General features: G+C 69.5%; 18 protein-coding genes. 14 read left to right on the top strand and 4 right to left on the bottom strand.

Features of this window, described 5'->3' with window-relative positions:
• Nucleotides 1–12 precede the first annotated feature (12 nt).
• From SSP08S_RS51045 to SSP08S_RS51030, 4 genes are all read left to right on the top strand, one after another.
• A complete protein-coding gene (locus SSP08S_RS51045) occupies nt 13–657 on the top strand; it encodes an HAD family hydrolase (protein ID WP_019075391.1) in 645 nt (214 codons plus the stop codon).
• 69 nt (nt 658–726) lie between these two features.
• On the top strand, nt 727–1,422 hold the full coding sequence (locus SSP08S_RS51040; protein WP_019075390.1) for a VC0807 family protein: 696 nt from the start codon (nt 727–729) through the stop codon (nt 1,420–1,422).
• Between the two features lie 67 nt (nt 1,423–1,489).
• On the top strand, nt 1,490–2,701 hold the full coding sequence (locus SSP08S_RS51035; RefSeq protein ID WP_026179539.1) for an MFS transporter: 1,212 nt from the start codon (nt 1,490–1,492) through the stop codon (nt 2,699–2,701).
• On the top strand, nt 2,652–3,824 hold the full coding sequence (locus tag SSP08S_RS51030; RefSeq protein WP_026179538.1) for an acetoin utilization protein AcuC: 1,173 nt from the start codon (nt 2,652–2,654) through the stop codon (nt 3,822–3,824). Before SSP08S_RS51035 ends, SSP08S_RS51030 begins: the two co-directional genes overlap by 50 nt.
• Nucleotides 3,825–4,163: 339 nt before the next feature.
• Here SSP08S_RS51030 and SSP08S_RS51025 read toward each other — a convergent pair whose 3' ends face one another.
• A complete protein-coding gene (locus SSP08S_RS51025; RefSeq protein ID WP_019075387.1) occupies nt 4,164–4,640 on the bottom strand; it encodes a hypothetical protein in 477 nt (158 codons plus the stop codon).
• A 167-nt stretch (nt 4,641–4,807) separates the two neighbouring features.
• Here SSP08S_RS51025 and SSP08S_RS51020 point away from each other — a divergent pair, with 167 nt between their 5' ends.
• From SSP08S_RS51020 to SSP08S_RS51005, 5 genes are all read left to right on the top strand, one after another.
• Nucleotides 4,808–5,623, top strand: a complete 816-nt coding sequence (locus SSP08S_RS51020; protein ID WP_026179536.1) for a phosphatase — start codon at nt 4,808–4,810, stop codon at nt 5,621–5,623.
• A 129-nt stretch (nt 5,624–5,752) separates the two neighbouring features.
• Nucleotides 5,753–5,965 (top strand): helix-turn-helix domain-containing protein, encoded by a 213-nt coding sequence (locus SSP08S_RS51015; RefSeq protein ID WP_004984898.1) that lies wholly within the window; start codon nt 5,753–5,755, stop codon nt 5,963–5,965.
• 111 nt (nt 5,966–6,076) lie between these two features.
• Nucleotides 6,077–6,175: a 30S ribosomal protein bS22 gene (locus SSP08S_RS60395; RefSeq protein ID WP_003948845.1), complete on the top strand. Its 99-nt coding sequence runs from the start codon at nt 6,077–6,079 to the stop codon at nt 6,173–6,175.
• Nucleotides 6,176–6,362: 187 nt separating this feature from the next.
• Nucleotides 6,363–7,424, top strand: a complete 1,062-nt coding sequence (locus SSP08S_RS51010; protein ID WP_019075385.1) for an NAD-dependent epimerase/dehydratase family protein — start codon at nt 6,363–6,365, stop codon at nt 7,422–7,424.
• Nucleotides 7,425–7,438: 14 nt separating this feature from the next.
• Entirely contained in the window at nt 7,439–8,518 is a 1,080-nt protein-coding gene (locus SSP08S_RS51005; RefSeq protein WP_019075384.1) for a lysophospholipid acyltransferase family protein, read from the top strand.
• Between the two features lie 94 nt (nt 8,519–8,612).
• Here the strand turns inward: SSP08S_RS51005 and SSP08S_RS51000 are convergent, their stop codons facing one another.
• The 3 genes from SSP08S_RS51000 to SSP08S_RS50990 all read right to left on the bottom strand — a co-directional run bounded on the left by SSP08S_RS51000 (nt 8,613) and on the right by SSP08S_RS50990 (nt 12,100).
• Nucleotides 8,613–9,836 carry a DUF5667 domain-containing protein gene (locus SSP08S_RS51000; protein WP_019075383.1) on the bottom strand — a complete coding sequence of 408 codons (1,224 nt, stop codon included), beginning with the start codon at nt 9,834–9,836 and terminating at the stop codon, nt 8,613–8,615.
• A gap of 233 nt (nt 9,837–10,069) precedes the next feature.
• On the bottom strand, nt 10,070–10,843 hold the full coding sequence (locus SSP08S_RS50995) for an ECF subfamily RNA polymerase sigma factor, BldN family (RefSeq protein ID WP_019075382.1): 774 nt from the start codon (nt 10,841–10,843) through the stop codon (nt 10,070–10,072).
• Between the two features lie 315 nt (nt 10,844–11,158).
• Complete coding sequence (locus SSP08S_RS50990; RefSeq protein WP_051106160.1) at nt 11,159–12,100, bottom strand: HAD family hydrolase; 942 nt, start codon at nt 12,098–12,100, stop codon at nt 11,159–11,161.
• 114 nt (nt 12,101–12,214) lie between these two features.
• Between SSP08S_RS50990 and SSP08S_RS50985 the strand changes: the two genes are divergently transcribed.
• From SSP08S_RS50985 to SSP08S_RS50965, 5 genes are all read left to right on the top strand, one after another.
• Nucleotides 12,215–12,454, top strand: coding sequence for a glutaredoxin family protein (locus SSP08S_RS50985; protein ID WP_019075380.1), 240 nt, complete (start codon nt 12,215–12,217; stop codon nt 12,452–12,454).
• Nucleotides 12,455–12,701: 247 nt separating this feature from the next.
• On the top strand, nt 12,702–13,463 hold the full coding sequence (locus SSP08S_RS50980; RefSeq protein WP_019075379.1) for a redox-sensing transcriptional repressor Rex: 762 nt from the start codon (nt 12,702–12,704) through the stop codon (nt 13,461–13,463).
• Nucleotides 13,460–15,169 (top strand): glutamyl-tRNA reductase, encoded by a 1,710-nt coding sequence (locus SSP08S_RS50975; protein ID WP_019075378.1) that lies wholly within the window; start codon nt 13,460–13,462, stop codon nt 15,167–15,169. The genes SSP08S_RS50980 and SSP08S_RS50975 overlap by 4 nt, the downstream gene beginning before the upstream one ends.
• Complete coding sequence (gene hemC / locus SSP08S_RS50970) at nt 15,166–16,125, top strand: hydroxymethylbilane synthase (protein WP_026179534.1); 960 nt, start codon at nt 15,166–15,168, stop codon at nt 16,123–16,125. The genes SSP08S_RS50975 and hemC overlap by 4 nt, the downstream gene beginning before the upstream one ends.
• Nucleotides 16,122–17,825 (top strand): bifunctional uroporphyrinogen-III C-methyltransferase/uroporphyrinogen-III synthase, encoded by a 1,704-nt coding sequence (locus SSP08S_RS50965; RefSeq protein ID WP_078532854.1) that lies wholly within the window; start codon nt 16,122–16,124, stop codon nt 17,823–17,825. The genes hemC and SSP08S_RS50965 overlap by 4 nt, the downstream gene beginning before the upstream one ends.
• The last annotated feature ends 41 nt before the right edge of the window (nt 17,826–17,866 follow it).

The following is a 17,866-nucleotide window of genomic DNA, read 5'->3' as shown; positions in this document are numbered from 1 at the left end:
AGGCTCAGCGGTATGCGCTACGACCTCGTGATCTTCGACAATGACGGTGTCCTCGTCGACAGCGAGCCCATCTCCAACCGGCTCCTGGCCGGCTATCTCACGGAGCTCGGGCACCCGACCTCGTACGAGGAGTCCCTCCGTGACTACATGGGCGCCGCGATGCACCGTGTCCACGATCTTGTCGAGGAGCGCACCGGGCAGCGGTTGCCGGACGACTTCGACGATGTCTTCCACGCTCGTGTGTTCGCCGCGTTCGAGCGGGAGTTGAAGCCGGTCGCCGGGGCCGTGGATGTGCTGGAGAGGCTGGTCGCGGACGGGGTGCCGTACTGCGTGGCGTCGTCCGGGAGTCATGCGCGGATTCGGACGGGGCACCGGGCGACGGGGCTGGACGAGTGGTTCGAGGAGCGGTGGGTCTTCAGCTCCGAGGACGTGGGGCGGGGGAAGCCGGCGCCCGACCTGTTCCTGTACGCGGCCGAGCAGATGGGTGTGGCGCCGGAGCGGTGTGTGGTCGTGGAAGACAGTCCGCTGGGGGTGCGCGCCGCTGTCTCGGCCGGGATGGATGTGTACGGGTTCACCGCGATGACGCCTGCTGAGCGGCTTTCCGGGGCCAGCCAACTCTTCGGTGACATGCGGGACTTGCCTGACCTGCTCGTCTGACATTTGTCATGCCGAGGTCCGGACGATCGGTTCTACTGGCGGGCCGGGTCCTCGCGGCAGTCTGAGGGCATGACGACGAACACGGGGTCCAAGAAGCAGAACTTCGCGCCGCTCCTCATCGACGTGGCGGTGCCGATCGGGTCGTACTACCTGCTCAAGAGCGGGTTCGGGATGGGTACGGTGGCGGCGCTGGGGTGGAGCAGTGTCGTGCCGGCGATACGGACCGTGTGGGGTGTGGTCGCCGAGCGGACGGTCAACGCCTTTGCCGCGCTGATCCTCTTCGTGAATGTCGTCGGGTTGTCGCTCAGCCTTGTCGCCGGTGATCCGCGGCTCATGCTCGCCAAGGACAGCGGGGTCAGCAGTGCGATCGGGATCGGGGTGCTGGTGTCGGTGGCGATGGGGCGGCCGATGATGACCGCCGGGATGAAGCCCTGGCTCGTGAAGGGGGACCCGGAGCGGGAGGCCGCCTTTGAGCGGCTGTTGAGCGGGTCGGCGGCCTTTCGGCGGGCCGAGCGGCGGTTCTCGCTGGTGTGGGGTGTCGGACTGCTCGGCGAGTGCCTCGCCCGGGTGGTCGGGGCGTACACGCTGCCCGTGGACACCATGGTGTGGCTGGGGACGGTCGTGATGATCGGGACGATGGGGGTGACGGCCGTCGTCAGTGGTGGGCTTGCCGCTGGGCCGATGGCGGAGATGATAGCCGCAGAGCTGAAGGGCCAGGACGTCCCCGCACCTGGGGTTCTTCCCTCGCTGGTCGTCGCTCGGTAAAGGTGAGCCGAATTCATCTTTGGCTGGATCTACCCACGAGTACGCCGCGACCCTTACGCTCGCCGCCATGACAGATGTGCTGCGGCGCGGTAGGGCCTCGTTGGCGTTCAGCTTCTTCGCTCAGGGCGCCACCTTCGCGCTGCTCGTGACACGGATCCCCGCGATCCAGGACCGGTACGGGGTCTCGGACGGGCTGCTGCCCGTCTTCCTGGCCGCCGTGCCGATCCTCGCCGGTGTCGGGAGCGTGACCACCGAGCAGCTGGTGAAGCGAATACGGCCCAGCGTGCTGCTGCGCTGGTCCCAGCCGGTCGTGCTGCTGGCGCTGCTCGGGGTCGGGGCGGGCGACAGCATGGCCGAACTGGCGGTCGCGCTCGGGGCGTTCGGGCTCGGGGTGGGTGCGCTGGACGCCTCGATGAACATGCTCGGGGTGAGTCTGCAGCGGACGTACGGGCGGAGCATCATGCTCAGCTTCCATGCCGCGTACAGCCTGGGCGGGATCGTGGGGGCCTCGCTCGCGTGGGCGGGGGCGCACTGGCATCTCGCGCTGTGGGTGTCGTATCTGCCCGTGGTGGCCGTCCTGCTGCCGGCGGCGTTCGTGGGGAGTCGGTGGTACGTCGACGGTGGTGCGCCCGACGCGGAGGGCGAGGGGGCCGAGGCCGGGCCGCTGGTCTTCAAGCTGCTGCTGCCGCTGTGTCTGGTGATGACCTTCGCCTACATCGGGGACTCGACCGTCTCCAACTGGAGTGCGAAGTACCTGAAGGACGTGCTGGGGAGTTCGGAGCAGGTCGCGACCGTTCCGTACAACGTCTACATGGTGATGTGCCTGGTCGGGCGGGGGATCGGGGACCTCGGGGTGCGGAAGTTCGGGGCCGTGGCCGTCGTACGGCTGGGGGCTGTCGTGGCCGCGCTCGGGTTCGCGGTGGTGGCCGTGGCGCCGGGGGCCGGGGTCGGGATGCTCGGGTTCACGTTGCTGGGGCTCGGGCTGTGTGTGCTGGTGCCGCAGACCTTCGCGGCGGCCGGGCGGTTGTTCCCGGGGGCGTCCGATACGGCCATCGCCCGGCTCAATGTCTTCAACTACGTGGGGTTCCTGATCGGTTCGCCCTTGGTGGGAGCGCTGGGCGACGCGTGGAGTTACCGCGGGGCCATGCTCGTGCCGATGGTGTTGGTGCTGGTGACGTTGGTGTACGCCCGCTCGTTCGCGCCGCAGGAGGGCCGGTACGGTGACGGGCATGAGCGGGCGCGCACAGCTGATGTGGGACGAGGCAGTAACGGGCTATGACTTCGGCCGGGACCATCCGATGGACCCGGTCCGGCTCGCCCTGACCCGGAGGCTCGTCGATGCCTTCGGGCTCGACAAGGACGTGGATGTCGTAGCGGCCAAGCCCGCTGGTGATTCGACCTTGCGGCTGGTTCACCGGGAGGACTACGTCGAGGCGGTCAAGGCCGCCTCGGCCGATCCGGAGTCGGCGGACGGGGCGTATGGGCTGGGGACCATGGATGATCCCGCCTTTGCCGGGATGCATGAGGTGTCCGCGTTGATCGCCGGGCAGTCGGTGGGGGCTGCTGAGGCTGTGTGGGGCGGGGATGTGTCTCATGCCGTGAACTTCGCCGGTGGGCTGCATCACGCTATGCCGGGGGCCGCTTCCGGGTTCTGCATCTACAACGATGCCTCGCTCGCCATTGCCCGGTTGTTGGAGCTGGGGGCCGAGCGGGTCGCGTATGTCGATGTGGACGTGCATCACGGGGACGGGGTCCAGGCGGCGTTCTGGGAGGACCCTCGGGTGCTGACGATCTCCCTGCATGAGCATCCGCGGACGTTGTTTCCGCAGACAGGGTGGCCGGAGGAGACCGGGGCGGGGCGGGGGGAGGGTTCGGCGGTCAATGTGGCGTTGCCGGCCGGGACCGGGGACGCGGGGTGGTTGCGGGCCTTTCATGCCGTCGTGCCTGAGCTGATCGCGGACTTTCGGCCGCAGGTGCTGGTGACGCAGCACGGGGCCGATACGCACTTCGAGGATCCGCTGGCTCATCTCGCCGTGTCGTTGGATGCGCAGCGGGCTGTGCAGGTGGCTTGTCATGAGTTGGCGCACCGGTACGCGGACGGGAAGTGGGTCGCGTTGGGTGGGGGTGGGTACGCCGTGGTGGAAGTCGTGCCGCGGTCGTGGACGCATCTTGTCGCGATTGCTGCGGGGCGGGAGATTGCGCCTGAGGCGGTGATTCCTGAGGGGTGGCGGCAGGAAGTGTTTGCGCGGACTCGGGAGTTGGGGCCGCAGCGGATGACGGATGGGCGGTGGCCGGTGGCCTACGCCGACTGGGAGTCGGGGTATGACCCCGCCGACCGGCTTGACCAGGCGGTGGTGGCCACTCGGCGGGCGGTGTTTCCGTTGCGGGGGCTGTTGGCTTAGGCTCCGGTTTTTTCGCCCCCGCCGCCCCTGCCCGTCCCGTCCCTGGGGGCTGCCGCCCCCAGACCCCCGCTTCGGCCTGAACGGCCTCGTCCTCAAAGCCGGACGGGCTGGATGATGCCGGCCTGGGTCGGGAAGGCGCCGGACGGGCTGGATGGTGCCGGCCTGGGTTGGGAAGGCGTCGGACGGGCTGGATGGTGCCGGCCTGGGTTGGAAAAGCGCCGGACGGGCTGACTACAGCTGACCTGGGTTGGGAAGGCGTCGGACAGGCTGACTACAGCTGACCCGGGTTGGAAAAGTGCCGGACGGGCTGGATGTGCCCGTCCGGTGTTGGGTGGGAGGTCAGCCGCAGTGGCCGGAGTCCTCGGCTGAGGCGTTGCCGATGGTGCCGCCCCAGGCGATGCAGGAGTCGCGGCCGTTGACGTAGACCGGGCCGGCGTAGCTCGTGTAGGTGCCGGAGTCCACGGCGGGGTCGTCGGAGTCGCCGAGGGCGTCCAGGGTGACCCGCATGTTGATCCGGCTTCCGACGGCGTTGCGGACGGTCACGGCGCAGTTCTTGCCGGTCGACTCGTTCCAGGTGACGAACACCTTGCCCGAGTTGCCGACCGGCGTGGAGTCGATGACCTTGTAGCCGGTGCCGCAGGCGCCGTTGTAGGTGGCGGTGGCTGCCGCTGCCTTGGTGGTGGCCGCGGACGCGGGAGCGGTTGCTGCGATCGTGCCGCCGAGCGCCAGGACGGCGAGCGCGGCGGCGGTCGTGGTGCGACGGGACAGCTTCATGGTCATGGTGGTGTTCCCCCAGTTGGCGTGCTTGCTGGTCAACTTGCTTGGGACGGTTGGTCGTTCCGTCCACGCAAGGTGAGACCCGGGAGGCCGTACGGCAGTTGTGGTCGGTTGTGTCACTGTCCTGTCACCGGTGTTACGCCAACGGTGCGGACTTTCCGGCGTTCCCGCGGTGGGCGGTCGTCGCGTCCGTCAGCATCGCTCCCGTGTTGACCACCGGCGCGCTCCGCGCGCATCTGCTGGCCGCCCGGCTGGCCGGGCCCGTGGCCACCTCGCGGGAGGAGAGCCTGCGGAGCTATCGGGCCTTCGCCGCTCGTGACCCCCGGGTGCTGATCGGACTTGATCCCGAATGGACATGGGGGCAAGGGGATTTGATCGGTCTCATGGCGGACAAGTGTGGGGTTTCGGCCGACCCTCGACATGTTTCCGGGCATGATGTGATCGACCCGGAGCGGACTGTGACCGCTCTGGACGCCTTCGCCGACCGGCTGGGTGCGGTGGCTGAGCGCAACGGACCCGTGCTCCTCGGCACCGGGCATCCGCACCGGCTGCTCGGGTTCTACGCCGCGTTGGCGGACGCGCTGTCGGCGGCGGGATGTGCTGTTCTCACCCCCGCGCATGGTCGCTGTATCGACATAACGACCCGGTTCGGTCTACGCACGTACAACCTTGCCTACGTACGAGGTGTCGCCCTCGTCCGCGATCCGGGTCCCGAACGCCCCGGTTGTGAGCCCGGCGCACACACGCACTCACCGCTCCCGGTTCGTACCGTGCTGGGTGCGGCGGCGGAGACCGGCGGGGTGCTTCCGGAGCTGGTGATCGGGGACCACGGATGGGTCTGCGGAGCAGGTCAGCTGGGGTTCGAGGCCATTGGGCTCGCGGATACCGATGACCCCGCGCTGTTCGTGGGGGAGGCCGAGGGGTCGGTGTCCGTGGCAGTTCCACTTGATGACGCCGTGCGGTCCGATTACTACCGCCCGCTTACCCGCTACGTACTCAATCGAGCGTGTCTGTCACAGTAGGCCGCCGATGGGTGCACCTCTTCCCCACTCGCATCACACGCCCCTACATTGGGGAGTGAGCACGCAACGACGAAGAGTCACCGGAAGGGGAAGCCGGTGACCGTCGAGTGCGGAAGGTTCAGGTGTGTCATGGCTGCAGCTGGCGAGAGGCCTCTGAACGAGGTTCAGTTCCTTACCGTGGCGGAGGTCGCCTCGGTGATGCGAGTGTCGAAGATGACCGTGTACCGGTTGGTGCACAGCGGTCATCTGCCCGCTATCCGGGTGGGGCGGTCCTTCCGCGTCCCCGAGCAAGCGGTACACGAGTACCTTCGCGAGAGTTATGTGGGGGTGGAGACAGCCTGAGGCGATACCTCGATTACGACCTCAGCGCTCGGACGGGTAGGCTGGCCCCTTGTAGGTCGTATGGGCCCATGATGCCCAGCACCGAGTGATGAGAAGTGAGCGAGGGTAGTCGTGGGCTCTGTTATCAAGAAGCGGCGCAAGCGGATGGCTAAGAAGAAGCACCGCAAGCTGCTGAAGCGCACGCGCGTGCAGCGTCGTAACAAGAAGTAGGCGACGCGGCGCCGCGAAAGCGTCTCCTGTGGCCCCCCATCGGTCTCCGGTGGGGGGCCACAGTTATGTTCCCGGCATGTGCCCGTTTGCGTGTACTCGTGACTTCGTGCGTCAGGCGGTCATCACAGCGCAACACCGAACCGCTAGGTTGGCCGCACACGGGTAACTCGGAAGGAAGGCGCTGATCTTGGGGAAGGTCGTGCTCGTGACCGGAGTGGCCCGCCAGCTGGGGGGCCGGTTCGTACGACGCATTCAGCGTGACCCGGAAGTGGACCGGGTGATCGCCGTGGACGCGGTCCCGCCCGGGCACCATCTGGGGGGCGCGGAGTTCATCCAGGCCGACATCCGGCAGCCCACCATCGCGCGGGTGCTCGCCGAGTCGGGCGCCGACACGGTCGTCCACATGGACGTGACGGGCACCGCGCTGGGCAGCGGCAGCCGGACCACGGTCAAGGAGACCAACGTCATCGGCACCATGCAGCTGCTGGGCGCCTGCCAGAAATCACCGGTCGTGAAGCGCCTGGTGGTGAAGTCCAGCACCAACGTCTACGGCTCCGCCCCGCGCGACCCGGCCGTCTTCACCGAGACGACCCCGCCGAAGTCCCTGCCGAGCGGCGGCTTCGCCAAGGACACCGTCGAGGTCGAGGGTTATGTGCGCGGCTTCGCCCGCCGGCGGCCCGACGTCGCGGTGTGCGTGCTGCGGTTCGCCAACATCCTCGGTCCTACGGCGGATTCGCCGCTCGCCTCGTACTTCTCGCTGCCGGTCCTGCCGACCGTCTTCGGCTACGACCCGCGGCTGCAGTTCGTGCACGAGGACGATGTGATCGAGGTGCTGCGGATCGCCTCGCACGATCCGGAGCGGGGCACACTCAACAGCGGCACCTTCAACATTGCCGGGGACGGCGTCCTGCTGCTCTCCCAGTGCTCCAGGCGCCTGGGCCGCCCGACCGTGCCGCTGCTGCTGCCGGCGGTCACCTGGGCCGGTTCCCTGGTGCGGACGCTGGGGATGACGGACTTCTCCCCGGAACAGATCCGGCTGCTCACCCACGGCCGGGTCGTGTCGACGGTGCAGATGCGGGAGACATTGGGGTACCAGCCCAAGTACACGACCGCCGAGACCTTCGCGGACTTCGCGCGCAGTCAGGGCCCAGGGCTGCTGCCGCCGGAGGCCCTCGCGGGGGCCGTCGACCGGATCGCCGCGCTGTCCCGGCCGGACAGTGGCCACCCCCCGACGCCGAGCGCCAACTGAGGAGCGCATCAACGATGGCGGATGCCAAGGTCATTCCGTTCGACGACGACCGGTCCCGCGCGGGGGCCGTGCAGCGGCCGCAGCGGCGCCGGAGCGGGGGAAGCCGGCGCAAGAACGGCGAACCCGCGCTGGTCCGTGAGGTCCAGCCCCTGCCGGGCCGGGACTTCGCGCAGGATGATGTTCCTGTGACGCGTGAGGAGCAGGAGCCGGAGCGGCCGCAGAACGAGGGCGGCGAGGTGGGTGAGAGCGGCCAGGGCGGCCTGGAGCGCCGTATCGCCCACGGCCTGTCCTTCCTGCGCCGCCGGCTGACCGGGGACTACGAGGTCGACGACTTCGGCTACGACGAGGAGCTGACCGACGAGGTCCTCATGCCGGCGCTGCGGCCGCTGTACGAGAAGTACTTCCGGGTCGAGGTGAAGGGCATCGAGAACATCCCGGCGGACGGTGGCGCGCTGATCGTCGCCAACCACTCCGGGACGATCCCGCTGGACGGCGTGATGATGCAGATCGCCGTCCACGACAACCATCCCGCGAGCCGTCATCTGCGGCTGCTCGCGGCGGACCTGGTCTTCATGCTGCCGGTCGCCAACGAGCTGGCCCGCAAGGCCGGTCACACGCTCGCCTGTGCGGAGGACGCGGAACGGCTGCTGGGGCGCGGCGAGTTGGTGGGCGTGATGCCGGAGGGCTTCAAGGGCATCGGCAAGCCGTTCAGCGAGCGCTACAAGCTCCAGCGCTTCGGGCGGGGCGGGTTCGTGTCGACGGCGCTGCGCAAGGGTGTGCCGATCATCCCGTGCTCGATCGTGGGCGCGGAGGAGATCTACCCGATGATCGGCAACTCCAAGACCCTGGCCCGCATCCTGGGCTTCCCGTACTTCCCGATCACGCCGACCTTCCCGTGGCTGGGCCCGCTCGGCGCGATCCCCCTCCCCACGAAGTGGACGATCCAGTTCGGCGAGCCGATCCCCACGGACGGCTACCCGCCGGAGGCGGCCGAGGACCCGATGCTGATGTTCAACCTCACGGACCAGGTGCGGGAACAGATCCAGCACACGCTGTACAAGCTGCTGGTGCAGCGGAGGTCGGTGTTCTTCTGAGGGCGAAGGTTTCTTCGCGGGCTTCGTCTGAGAAACCTGACACATGCCTGTGCGGCTACGAGGAACTCCCCGTAGCCGCACAGGTGTTGATCGCCTAGTTCGCGTCCTCGCCGTCGATGCCCAGGCCGGGCAGGAGGCCCGGGAGGAGCGGTGGGAGCGTGACGTCGGGTTCGGTGATCGAGGGCTTGCTCGTGGACGGGGAAGCCGTGCCGGAGGACTTCGGGGGGTCCAGGAGGCCGCCCGTGTTGCCGCCGAGGAGGCCGTCGCCGTCGGTGGCGGACTCGCTGGGGGTGCTGGAGTGGCCGCCCTTGCCCGCGGGGGAGTCCGCCGTGTCGCTCGGTGTGGTCGAGCGGTGCGAGCCCGTGGAGCCGGTGGACTCCGTGTCGGGTGCGCGGTGCCTGCCGGTGCCGCCGCCGGTTTTGGCCGGGGGCTGGGGCAGCAGGGACTGGAGCGGGGCGACCTCTTCGTCTATGGCGTCGAAGACCGAGGAGACCTGGTCGCTGACGTCACCGAGCTGGACGGGGAGGCGGTCGCGTAGCGCGCCCCATGCCTCGCGGTGCGAGCGGGAGAACGCGGAGAGGGCCTGGATGGGGCCCAGCGAGTTCGGGTCCTGCTCGTACGCCTCGTGCAGCAGACGGTGGCCCTCGGACGCGTCGTGCGTCATCCCGGCGAGCGTGCGGCGGATCTCGCCGAGCTGCTCGTGGTCGAGGTGGCCGCCGCGGTCCCGCTCCATCAGCCGGCGTGCCTCGCTCAGGCGGTTGGACGCCTGGTCGAGGTAGGCCACTCCGCGCTGGTTGTCGCCGTCGGACAGGTAGTTGAGCTTGAAGTCCTCGATGCCGCGCTTCAGGCCGTAGAGGCCGTCGCCGGGCAGGGCGTCCGAGCTGGCGGCGGCGACTCCGCCGAAGGCCCCGGCGGCGACTCCGACGCTCAGGCCGCCGGCCGCGAGGCCCTTGCTGAGCCGGGACCGGGGTCGCAGCTTGCCCAGTCCGGTGGCCCGGTGGGTACCCCGGGACCGGTGGGACCGCTGCTCCGGTACCGAAGGTTCTGGTGCCTCGCCTCCTTGCAGCATGGCCTCGAACGCGGCGACCAGCTGAGCCCGCTGGACGACCTTGACCTCGGGGTCCAGCACGGGTTTGGGCAGCTCGCCGAGACCGGTGGCGAAGGCCAGCATGCGGCCCTGCTCGGTCTGTTCCGCAGCAGCCGGGGCCGGTGCCGGTCCTTCGGACTGCTCGGCCGCCGTGCCCCGGTCGGACTGCTCCTCTTCCAGGGCCTGGGCGAAGGCGTTCGCCCGCCGGTGCGCCGATACGTTCGCGATCACTGGCGGCACCTCCTCTCGTCATGACGGTCGACTCCCCAGGGGGTCCTGAGGGTTGCACCTCCTGACCGCATCCACACGATCGAGTGATCGGAGAGGGTCGGGGTGTGACCACAGGGAGCCTGTATCCCGCACAACGAGCGGCGCGGCACTTGGGTTACGGACGGCGGATGATCCGACCGCGAACTCAACGGACTTTCACTGAGCGCGAGTTGGGCGTTACCGAGCGTGTGCCGTCAGCGGGCGTCGTCCGGGAGAAGCCGGGCGAGCGTGCGCACGGCGCGGTACTGGAGGGTCTTGATCGCGCCCTCGTTCTTGCCCATCACCCGGGCGGTCTCCGCGACGGAGAGGCCCTGGAGGAAGCGGAGCGTGACGCACTCCTGTTGCTGGGGGTTGAGCCGTCGTACGGCGTCGAGGAGGGCGGCGTTCGACAGGGACTCCAGGACGGAGTCCTCGGGGGAGCGCGCGACCTCGTTGGCGTCGAGCATCTCGCCGGTGGTCACTTCCAGCCGGAAGCGGCTCGACTTGAAGTGGTCCGCGACGAGGTTGCGGGCGATGGTCACCAGCCAGGCGCCGAAGTCGCGCCCCTGCCAGGTGAAGGTGCCGATGCGGCGCAGGGCGCGCAGAAAGGTCTCGCTGGTGAGGTCCTCGGCGGTGGCTTTGCCTCCCACTCGGTAGTAGATGTACCGGTACACAGTGTCGCTGTACTGGTCGTAGAGGCGGCCGAAGGCGTCGGCTTCGCCGGCCTGGGCACGCTCCACGAGGTCCATCATCCGGGCGCTGTCGCTGTCAGCGGCCGGACGGCGTGCGGTGGCGGCGCCGGCCGAGCGCCCTCGTCTGCCAACGGCCGCGCCGCCGTCGGCCAGTGCGTAGCACGGACCGACGGGTGCGGTGGTGGCGAAGGCGGCGGGGACGGCGTACGCGGTGGGGACGAAGCCGCGCAACAGGTCTTGGACCGTTGCGCGCAGCGTAGCCAGGCCCGAGGCGTCAACCCCGACGTGTGGGTACACGGGACTCCCAGAGGCAGAGCTTCCATCACGTGCAGTACCGGAACGTTCACCCGTCGTAGCGACAGAGAGGTGCCGGATTGCGTTTGAGGAGAATAACGCTTCGTACAGGCGCTGCTACACCCAGTTGCTCAAATCATCGATTACGTCGCTTCTGTAACCGATTGACGCTCGATCAAGTACCGCAGAGTGAACGGTTGTTGATCAGAACAGTCCGAATTCAGTCAGGGAGCAGGGCGTGTTGTGGCCGTGTGCAGCCAACGTGACTGGACAGGGGGTTACGCGGGTACGACTCGTGGATTGGCTGTGTTTACCGTGTCACCGGCGTCGGCGATGCAATGCGATCGCCGCGGCCGTGCCGCCCGCCACTGCGCCCACACCGGCCGCCGCCGGGATGCCGACCTTGGCCGCCTTGCGGGCCGTGCGGTAGTCGCGCAGCCGCCAGTCCAACTGCCGGGCGTGCTTGCGCAGCTTGGCGTCCGGGTTGATGGCGTAGGGGTGCCCGACCAGCGAGAGCATCGGGATGTCGTTGTGCGAGTCGCTGTAGGCGGCGCACCGGGAGAGGTCCAGGCCCTCCGCCGCGGCGAGCGCCTTGACCGCCTCCGCCTTCGCGGGGCCGTGCAGCGGTTCGCCGACCAACTTGCCGGTGTAGACGCCGTCGACGGACTCGGCGACCGTGCCGAGCGCGCCGGTCAGACCGAGGCGCCGGGCGATCACATTGGCGATCTCCACCGGGGCCGCTGTGACGAGCCACACCTTCTGGCCCGCGGCGAGGTGGGCCTCGGCGAGGGCGCGGGTGCCGGGCCAGATGCGCTCGGCCATGTACTCGTCGTAGATCTCCTCGCCGATCGACTGGAGTTCGGCGACGCGGTGGCCCTTGACGATGGACAGCGCGGAGTCGCGCGCCTCCTGCATGTGCTCGGGGTCCTCGGAGCCGGCGAGCCTGAAATAGGCCTGCTGCCAGGCGAACTTGAGGAGGTCGCGGGTCTCGAAGAACTTCCGTTTGTGCAGGCCGCGGCCGAAGTGGAAGATCGACGCGCCCTGCATGACGGTGTTGTCGAGATCGAAGAAGGCCGCAGCTCTGTCGTCGCCGAGGACCGGGAACTCCGGTTCCTGCGTGGTCTCTTTCGCGAGGGCGTCCTCTATGTCCTGGACGTCCTGCGACGACTTGCGCGCTGCCTCCGCAGAGGCCTCGCCTGCCAACACGCTCCGCGCCGTGGCGGAGCGCCTACGGGGAGTGAGCCATCCGAGAGCGGCCATGTCGTGAGCATAGCCAGTTTGTTCGGTGGTTCCGGAGCCGAGAGGTTCGGAGGCTGTGAACTCTCCGCGACCGGGCCGTTAAAGAAGTGGCCGGACGGCGTGAGAATGGGGTGCATGAGTCATGTCGTCACCCTCATCGGGAAGCCCGGCTGTCATCTGTGCGAGGACGCGCAGCTCGTCGTGGAGAAGGTCTGCGCCGATCTGGGGGTCCCCTGGGAACAGAAGGACATCACCGTGGACCAGCGTCTGCACGACGAGTACTGGGAGCAGATCCCGGTCGTCCTGGTGGATGGGAAACAGCACACTTTCTGGCGGGTGGACGAGGGCCGCCTGCGCCGGGAACTGACCAAGTAGTTCAACGCGCACCCGAACGTCGCTTAGGATCGACGGCGGTTTGGTCTCGGGGGCGGGAATTACGAGGAGTGTGGCGGTTTTGCCCCCTGGAATGCGTCGGGAACGCGTGTGCGTGACCCCGGTCACGTTGGGTGGGCAAATCGGACACCATCTTTGTGCACGCGTTCACAAAGACATAGCCTGCTTCCGACGGGGCGGTCTGGGTTCGTGTGACCGCCCACAGCCCCGCTCTACCCGCAGGAGCACCGTGGCAACTGGCCGAACTCACCGACCGGCGACCCGTAGCCGAGGGATTCCCGAGGCCACCGTCGCCCGTCTCCCGCTGTACCTCCGCGCGCTGACCGGACTCTCGGAGCGCTCGGTACCCACGGTCTCCTCCGAGGAGCTGGCCGCCGCCGCGGGCGTCAACTCCGCGAAGCTGCGCAAGGACTTCTCCTACCTCGGCTCCTACGGCACCCGTGGTGTGGGCTACGACGTCGAGTACCTCGTCTACCAGATCTCCCGCGAACTGGGCCTGACCCAGGACTGGCCGGTCGTGATCGTCGGCATCGGAAACCTGGGCGCCGCCCTCGCCAACTACGGCGGGTTCGCCTCCCGCGGCTTCCGCGTCGCCGCCCTCATCGACGCCGACCCGGCGATGGCCGGCAAGCCCGTCGCGGGCATCCCGGTGCAGCACTCGGACGAGCTGGAAAAGATCATCAGCGACAACGGCGTCTCCATCGGCGTCATCGCGACCCCCGCCGGTGCCGCCCAGCCGGTCTGCGACCGCCTTGTGGCCGCCGGTGTGACGTCCATCCTGAACTTCGCGCCGACCGTGCTGACCGTCCCGGACGGCGTCGACGTCCGCAAGGTCGACCTCTCGATCGAGCTGCAGATCCTCGCCTTCCACGAGCAGCGCAAGGCCGGTGAGGAAGCAGCCGCCGAGGCCGCGCACCCGGTCGCCGCGCACCGCGGCGACTCCACCGAGCAGGGCCCTGACGGGGACGTCCCCGCCGTGATGCCGGCATGAGTCTCCTCGTCGTCGGGCTGAGCCACCGCAGCGCCCCGGTCAGCGTCCTGGAGCGGGCCACGCTGGTCGCGGACGCCCAGTTCAAGCTGTTGCAGGACACGGTCGCCGCCGAACCGGCCACCGAGGCCGCCGTGTTGGCCACCTGCAACCGCATCGAGCTCTACGCCGACGTGGACAAGTTCCACGCGGGCGTCGCCGAACTGTCCACGCTGCTCGCCCAGCACAGCGGGGTCGGCCTGGACGAGCTCACTCCTTATCTCTACGTGCACTACGAGGACCGGGCCGTCCACCACCTCTTCTCGGTGGCCTGCGGCCTCGACTCGATGGTGGTCGGCGAGGGCCAGATCCTCGGCCAGATCAAGGACGCGCTGGCCAAGGCGCAGGAACTGCACTCCGCCGGGCGGCTGTTGAACGACCTGTTCCAGCAGGCCCTGCGGGTCGGCAAGCGCGCCCACTCCGAGACCGGCATCGACCGCGCGGGCCAGTCCCTGGTCACCTTCGGCCTTCAGCAGCTCTCCTCCGGTACGCCGGTCGAGGCCTGGGCCAAGGGGAAACGCGCCCTGGTCATCGGCGCCGGCTCCATGTCGTCGCTGGCGGCCGCGACCCTCGCCCGCGCCGGGGTCGCCGAGATCGTCGTCGCCAACCGCACCTCCGACCGCGCCGAGCGGCTCGCCCAGATCATCACCGAGAGCCCCGAAACGGACGTGTCGGCCCGCGCGGTACCGATGGAATCGGTGCCGTTCGAGCTGACACGTGCCGATGTCACCGTGTCCTGCACGGGCGCGACGGGCCTGGTCCTGACGGCGGAGACGGTCGCGGGGTCGGTCGAGGGCCGGGTGTCGCAGGACGCGACGGCAGACCGTACGGCCGCGCGGGACGTCGTACGCGAAGAGCTTCCGCCGACCTCCGTCGGGGCCGAGGACGGTTGTCCGCTGGACCTTTCCGCGGTGCAGGGTGCGACCGGCTTCTCCGTGATGGGGGAGGCGGCCGTGGCCGGGATGGACGCGGCGACGCTGGAGCAGCACGCGGCCTGGGTCGCCGGGGCCGGTGTCGACCGGCGCGAGAGCGGCCGTCGTACGCCCGAGGCGGAGGCGGAACTCATCGCCGAACTCGCCACGATGGCCGTGACCGTCGGCCGGATCCCCGAGCGGCGCAGGCCCGAGCCCGTCGCCCAGATCCCGCGCCCCGCGCCGGTGTTGTCGGTCCTCGACCTCGCGATGCCGCGGGACGTGGACGCGGCCGTGCACCGGCTGGCCGGGGTGCGGCTCGTCGACATCGAGTCGCTCGCCGAGGCCTCGGCGGACGCTCCGATGGCGGCCGATGTGGACGCGGTCCGGCGTATCGTCTCCGACGAGGTCGCGGCCTTCGGGGCAGCCCTGCGGGCCGCGCACATCACGCCGACCGTGGTCGCCCTGCGCGCCATGGCCGCCGACGTCGTCGCGAACGAGATCGCCCGGCTCGACGGACGGCTGCCCGGCCTCGACGACAAGCACCGCGCCGAGATCACGCAGACCGTACGCCGGGTCGTCGACAAGCTGCTGCACGCGCCGACCGTACGGGTCAAGCAGCTCGCGGCCGAACCCGGCGGCGCCGGGTACGCGGACGCGCTGCGCACCCTGTTCGGCCTCGACCAGGAGACGGTGGCCTCCGTCTCGCGGGCCGAAGAAGACTCTGAGAAGAACAGCAAGAACCGAGGGCTCGCATGAGTAGCAAGACACTGAGACTCGGGACCAGGCGGAGCAGACTCGCCCTGGCCCAGTCCGGGTTGGTGGCGGACGCCGTGAGACAGGTGACCGGACGGCCCGTCGAGCTCGTCGAGATCACCACCTACGGCGACACCTCCCGCGAGCACCTCGCGCAGATCGGCGGCACGGGAGTCTTCGTGACCGCGCTGCGGGACGCGCTGCTCGGCGGTGAGGTCGACTTCGCGGTTCATTCGCTGAAGGACCTGCCGACCGCGCAGCCCGAGGGCCTGGTGCTCGCCGCCGTACCCGAGCGCGAGGACCCGCGGGACGTACTGGTCGCGCGCGACGCCCGGAAGTTCACCGACCTGCCCCGCGGGGCGCGCATCGGTACGGGCTCCCCGCGGCGCACGGCCCAGCTGAACGCGTACGCGCGCGGCCACGGCCTCGACATCGAGACGGTCCCGATCCGGGGCAACGTCGACACCCGGATCGGCTTCGTGCGGGACGGTGAGCTGGACGCCGTGGTCCTGGCCGCCGCCGGACTGAGCCGGATCGGCCGGCTCGACGAAGTGACCGACTTCCTGTCGGTCGACACGGTTCTGCCCGCCCCCGGCCAGGGGGCCCTGGCGATCGAATGTGCCGCGGACAACGCGGACTTGATCGCGGCACTCGGCGAACTCGACGACCCGTTCACGCGGGTCGCCGTGACTGCCGAAAGGTCCCTGCTCGCCGCCCTGGAGGCCGGCTGCTCCGCCCCTGTGGGCGCGCTGGCCGACCTTCTGGCCGACGGGCAGATTGTCAAGGAAATGCGCCTGCGCGGAATAGTCGGCACGACCGACGGTTCGCGTACGGTGCAGCTGTCCACCACCGGTCCCGTGCCCGAGACGCATGACCAAGCACTGACGCTCGGTCGCGAACTCGCCGCCGAGATGCTCGCCCAGGGCGCGGCCGGTCTGATGGGGGAGCAAGCCAAGTGAGCCCCACCACTCTTCCCGCCGGTCCGGAACACGGGCACGTCACCTTCCTGGGTGCCGGACCCGGAGATCCGGGACTGCTCACACTGCGCGCCGTGGAGGCGCTGGCGAACGCGGACGTACTCGTCGCCGAGCACGAGGTGCTCGACGTCGTACGTGCGCACGCCCGATCGGGCGTGGCCGTCGTGCATCCGGATCCGGGTCCTTCTTCGGACTCGCTCCCGGGCACGGGCACGCCTCAACTAACGGTCGTTGACGGTGTGTCAACAACCGTTGGCCTACCCGCTGTGCGGGATGCGGCACATCTTGTCATGGAGGCCGCGCGGGGCGGCAGGCGGGTCGTGCGTGCGGTGTCCGGGGACCCCGGACTAGATACGTACGCGGCCGAGGAAATGCTCGCCTGCGTCGCCGCCGGTGTTCCCTTCGAGGTCGTGCCCGGTGTCGCCGCGGCCGTCGGCGTGCCCGCGTACGCCGGTGTCCCGCTGCGGGACGCGCAGGGCGCGGACGTCCGCTTCGTGGACGCCCGTACCGCCTCGGACCGGTGCTGGACCGAGGTCGGCGCGTCGGACGGCACGGTCGTCGTGTCGACGTCGCTGGACTCGGTGGCCTCGGCCGCCGGCGAACTGGTGGCGGCCGGCCGTAAGCCCGACACCCCTATGACGGTCACAGTGGCTGGTACGACCACTCGTCAGCGGACCTGGTCCGCGACGCTCGGCACGATCGCGCAGACGCTGAAGCAGGCGAAGGTGCTGCCGTCCCCGGACGGCGGCCGGCCGGTGATAGCCGTGGTCGGTGAGCGTTCCGCCGCCGCCCAGCGCGACCAGTTGTCGTGGTTCGAGTCCAAGCCGCTGTTCGGCTGGAAGGTCCTCGTCCCGCGCACGAAGGAGCAGGCGGCCTCGCTCTCCGACCAACTCCGGTCCTACGGTGCCGTCCCGCACGAGGTGCCGACGATCGCCGTCGAACCGCCGCGCACGCCCCAGCAGATGGAGCGCGCGGTCAAGGGCCTCGTCACCGGGCGCTACGAGTGGATCGCCTTCACGTCGGTCAACGCGGTGAAGGCCGTGAGTGAGAAGTTCGAGGAGTACGGGCTCGACGCGCGTGCCTTCGCGGGCATCAAGGTCGCCGCGGTGGGCGAGCAGACCGCCAAGGCGCTGATCGCGTTCGGCGTGAAGCCGGATCTGGTGCCGAGCGGGGAGCAGTCCGCGGCCGGCCTGCTGGAGGACTGGCCGCCGTACGACCCCGTCTTCGACCCGATCGACCGGGTGTTCCTGCCGCGTGCCGACATCGCCACGGAGACTCTTGTCGCCGGGCTGATCGAGCTCGGGTGGGAGGTCGACGACGTGACCGCCTACCGGACCGTACGGGCCTCGCCGCCGCCGGCGGACACGCGGGAGGCGATCAAGGGGGGTGGCTTCGACGCCGTTCTCTTCACGTCGTCGTCCACTGTGCGGAACCTGGTCGGTATCGCCGGGAAGCCGCACAACGTGACCGTGATCGCGTGCATCGGTCCTGCGACGGCGAAGACGGCCGAGGAGCACGGGCTGCGGGTGGATGTGATGGCGCCGGAGCCGTCGGTGCACAAGCTGGCCGAGGCGTTGGCGAACTTCGGGTTGCGGAGGCGCGCGGCGGCGGAGGAGGCGGGGGATCCCGTTACTCGGCCGAGTGAGCGCAGGCCTGGGGCTCGGCGTCGTCGTACGACCTGAGGTTGAGTGTCGGGTTGCGGTGGTGTGGGGGCGGGCGTCCG

It is taken from the genome of Streptomyces hokutonensis (genome assembly GCF_000376565.1).
GTDB lineage: Bacteria > Actinomycetota > Actinomycetes > Streptomycetales > Streptomycetaceae > Streptomyces > Streptomyces hokutonensis.
The sequence above is the reverse complement of the archived record's forward strand: the minus strand, read 5'-3'. Positions and strand labels throughout refer to the sequence as shown.

What these genes read in the sequence shown, in the direction of transcription:
- SSP08S_RS51045 (WP_019075391.1), top strand. Translation starts at nt 13, where the DNA reads ATGCGCTACGACCTCGTGATCTTCGACAATGACGGTGTCCTCGTCGAC.
- SSP08S_RS51040 (WP_019075390.1), top strand. Translation starts at nt 727, where the DNA reads ATGACGACGAACACGGGGTCCAAGAAGCAGAACTTCGCGCCGCTCCTC.
- SSP08S_RS51035 (WP_026179539.1), top strand. Translation starts at nt 1,490, where the DNA reads ATGACAGATGTGCTGCGGCGCGGTAGGGCCTCGTTGGCGTTCAGCTTC.
- SSP08S_RS51030 (WP_026179538.1), top strand. Translation starts at nt 2,652, where the DNA reads ATGAGCGGGCGCGCACAGCTGATGTGGGACGAGGCAGTAACGGGCTAT.
- SSP08S_RS51015 (WP_004984898.1), top strand. Translation starts at nt 5,753, where the DNA reads ATGGCTGCAGCTGGCGAGAGGCCTCTGAACGAGGTTCAGTTCCTTACC.
- SSP08S_RS51005 (WP_019075384.1), top strand. Translation starts at nt 7,439, where the DNA reads ATGGCGGATGCCAAGGTCATTCCGTTCGACGACGACCGGTCCCGCGCG.
- SSP08S_RS50990 (WP_051106160.1), bottom strand. Translation starts at nt 12,100, where the DNA reads ATGGCCGCTCTCGGATGGCTCACTCCCCGTAGGCGCTCCGCCACGGCG.
- SSP08S_RS50985 (WP_019075380.1), top strand. Translation starts at nt 12,215, where the DNA reads ATGAGTCATGTCGTCACCCTCATCGGGAAGCCCGGCTGTCATCTGTGC.
- SSP08S_RS50975 (WP_019075378.1), top strand. Translation starts at nt 13,460, where the DNA reads ATGAGTCTCCTCGTCGTCGGGCTGAGCCACCGCAGCGCCCCGGTCAGC.
- hemC (WP_026179534.1), top strand. Translation starts at nt 15,166, where the DNA reads ATGAGTAGCAAGACACTGAGACTCGGGACCAGGCGGAGCAGACTCGCC.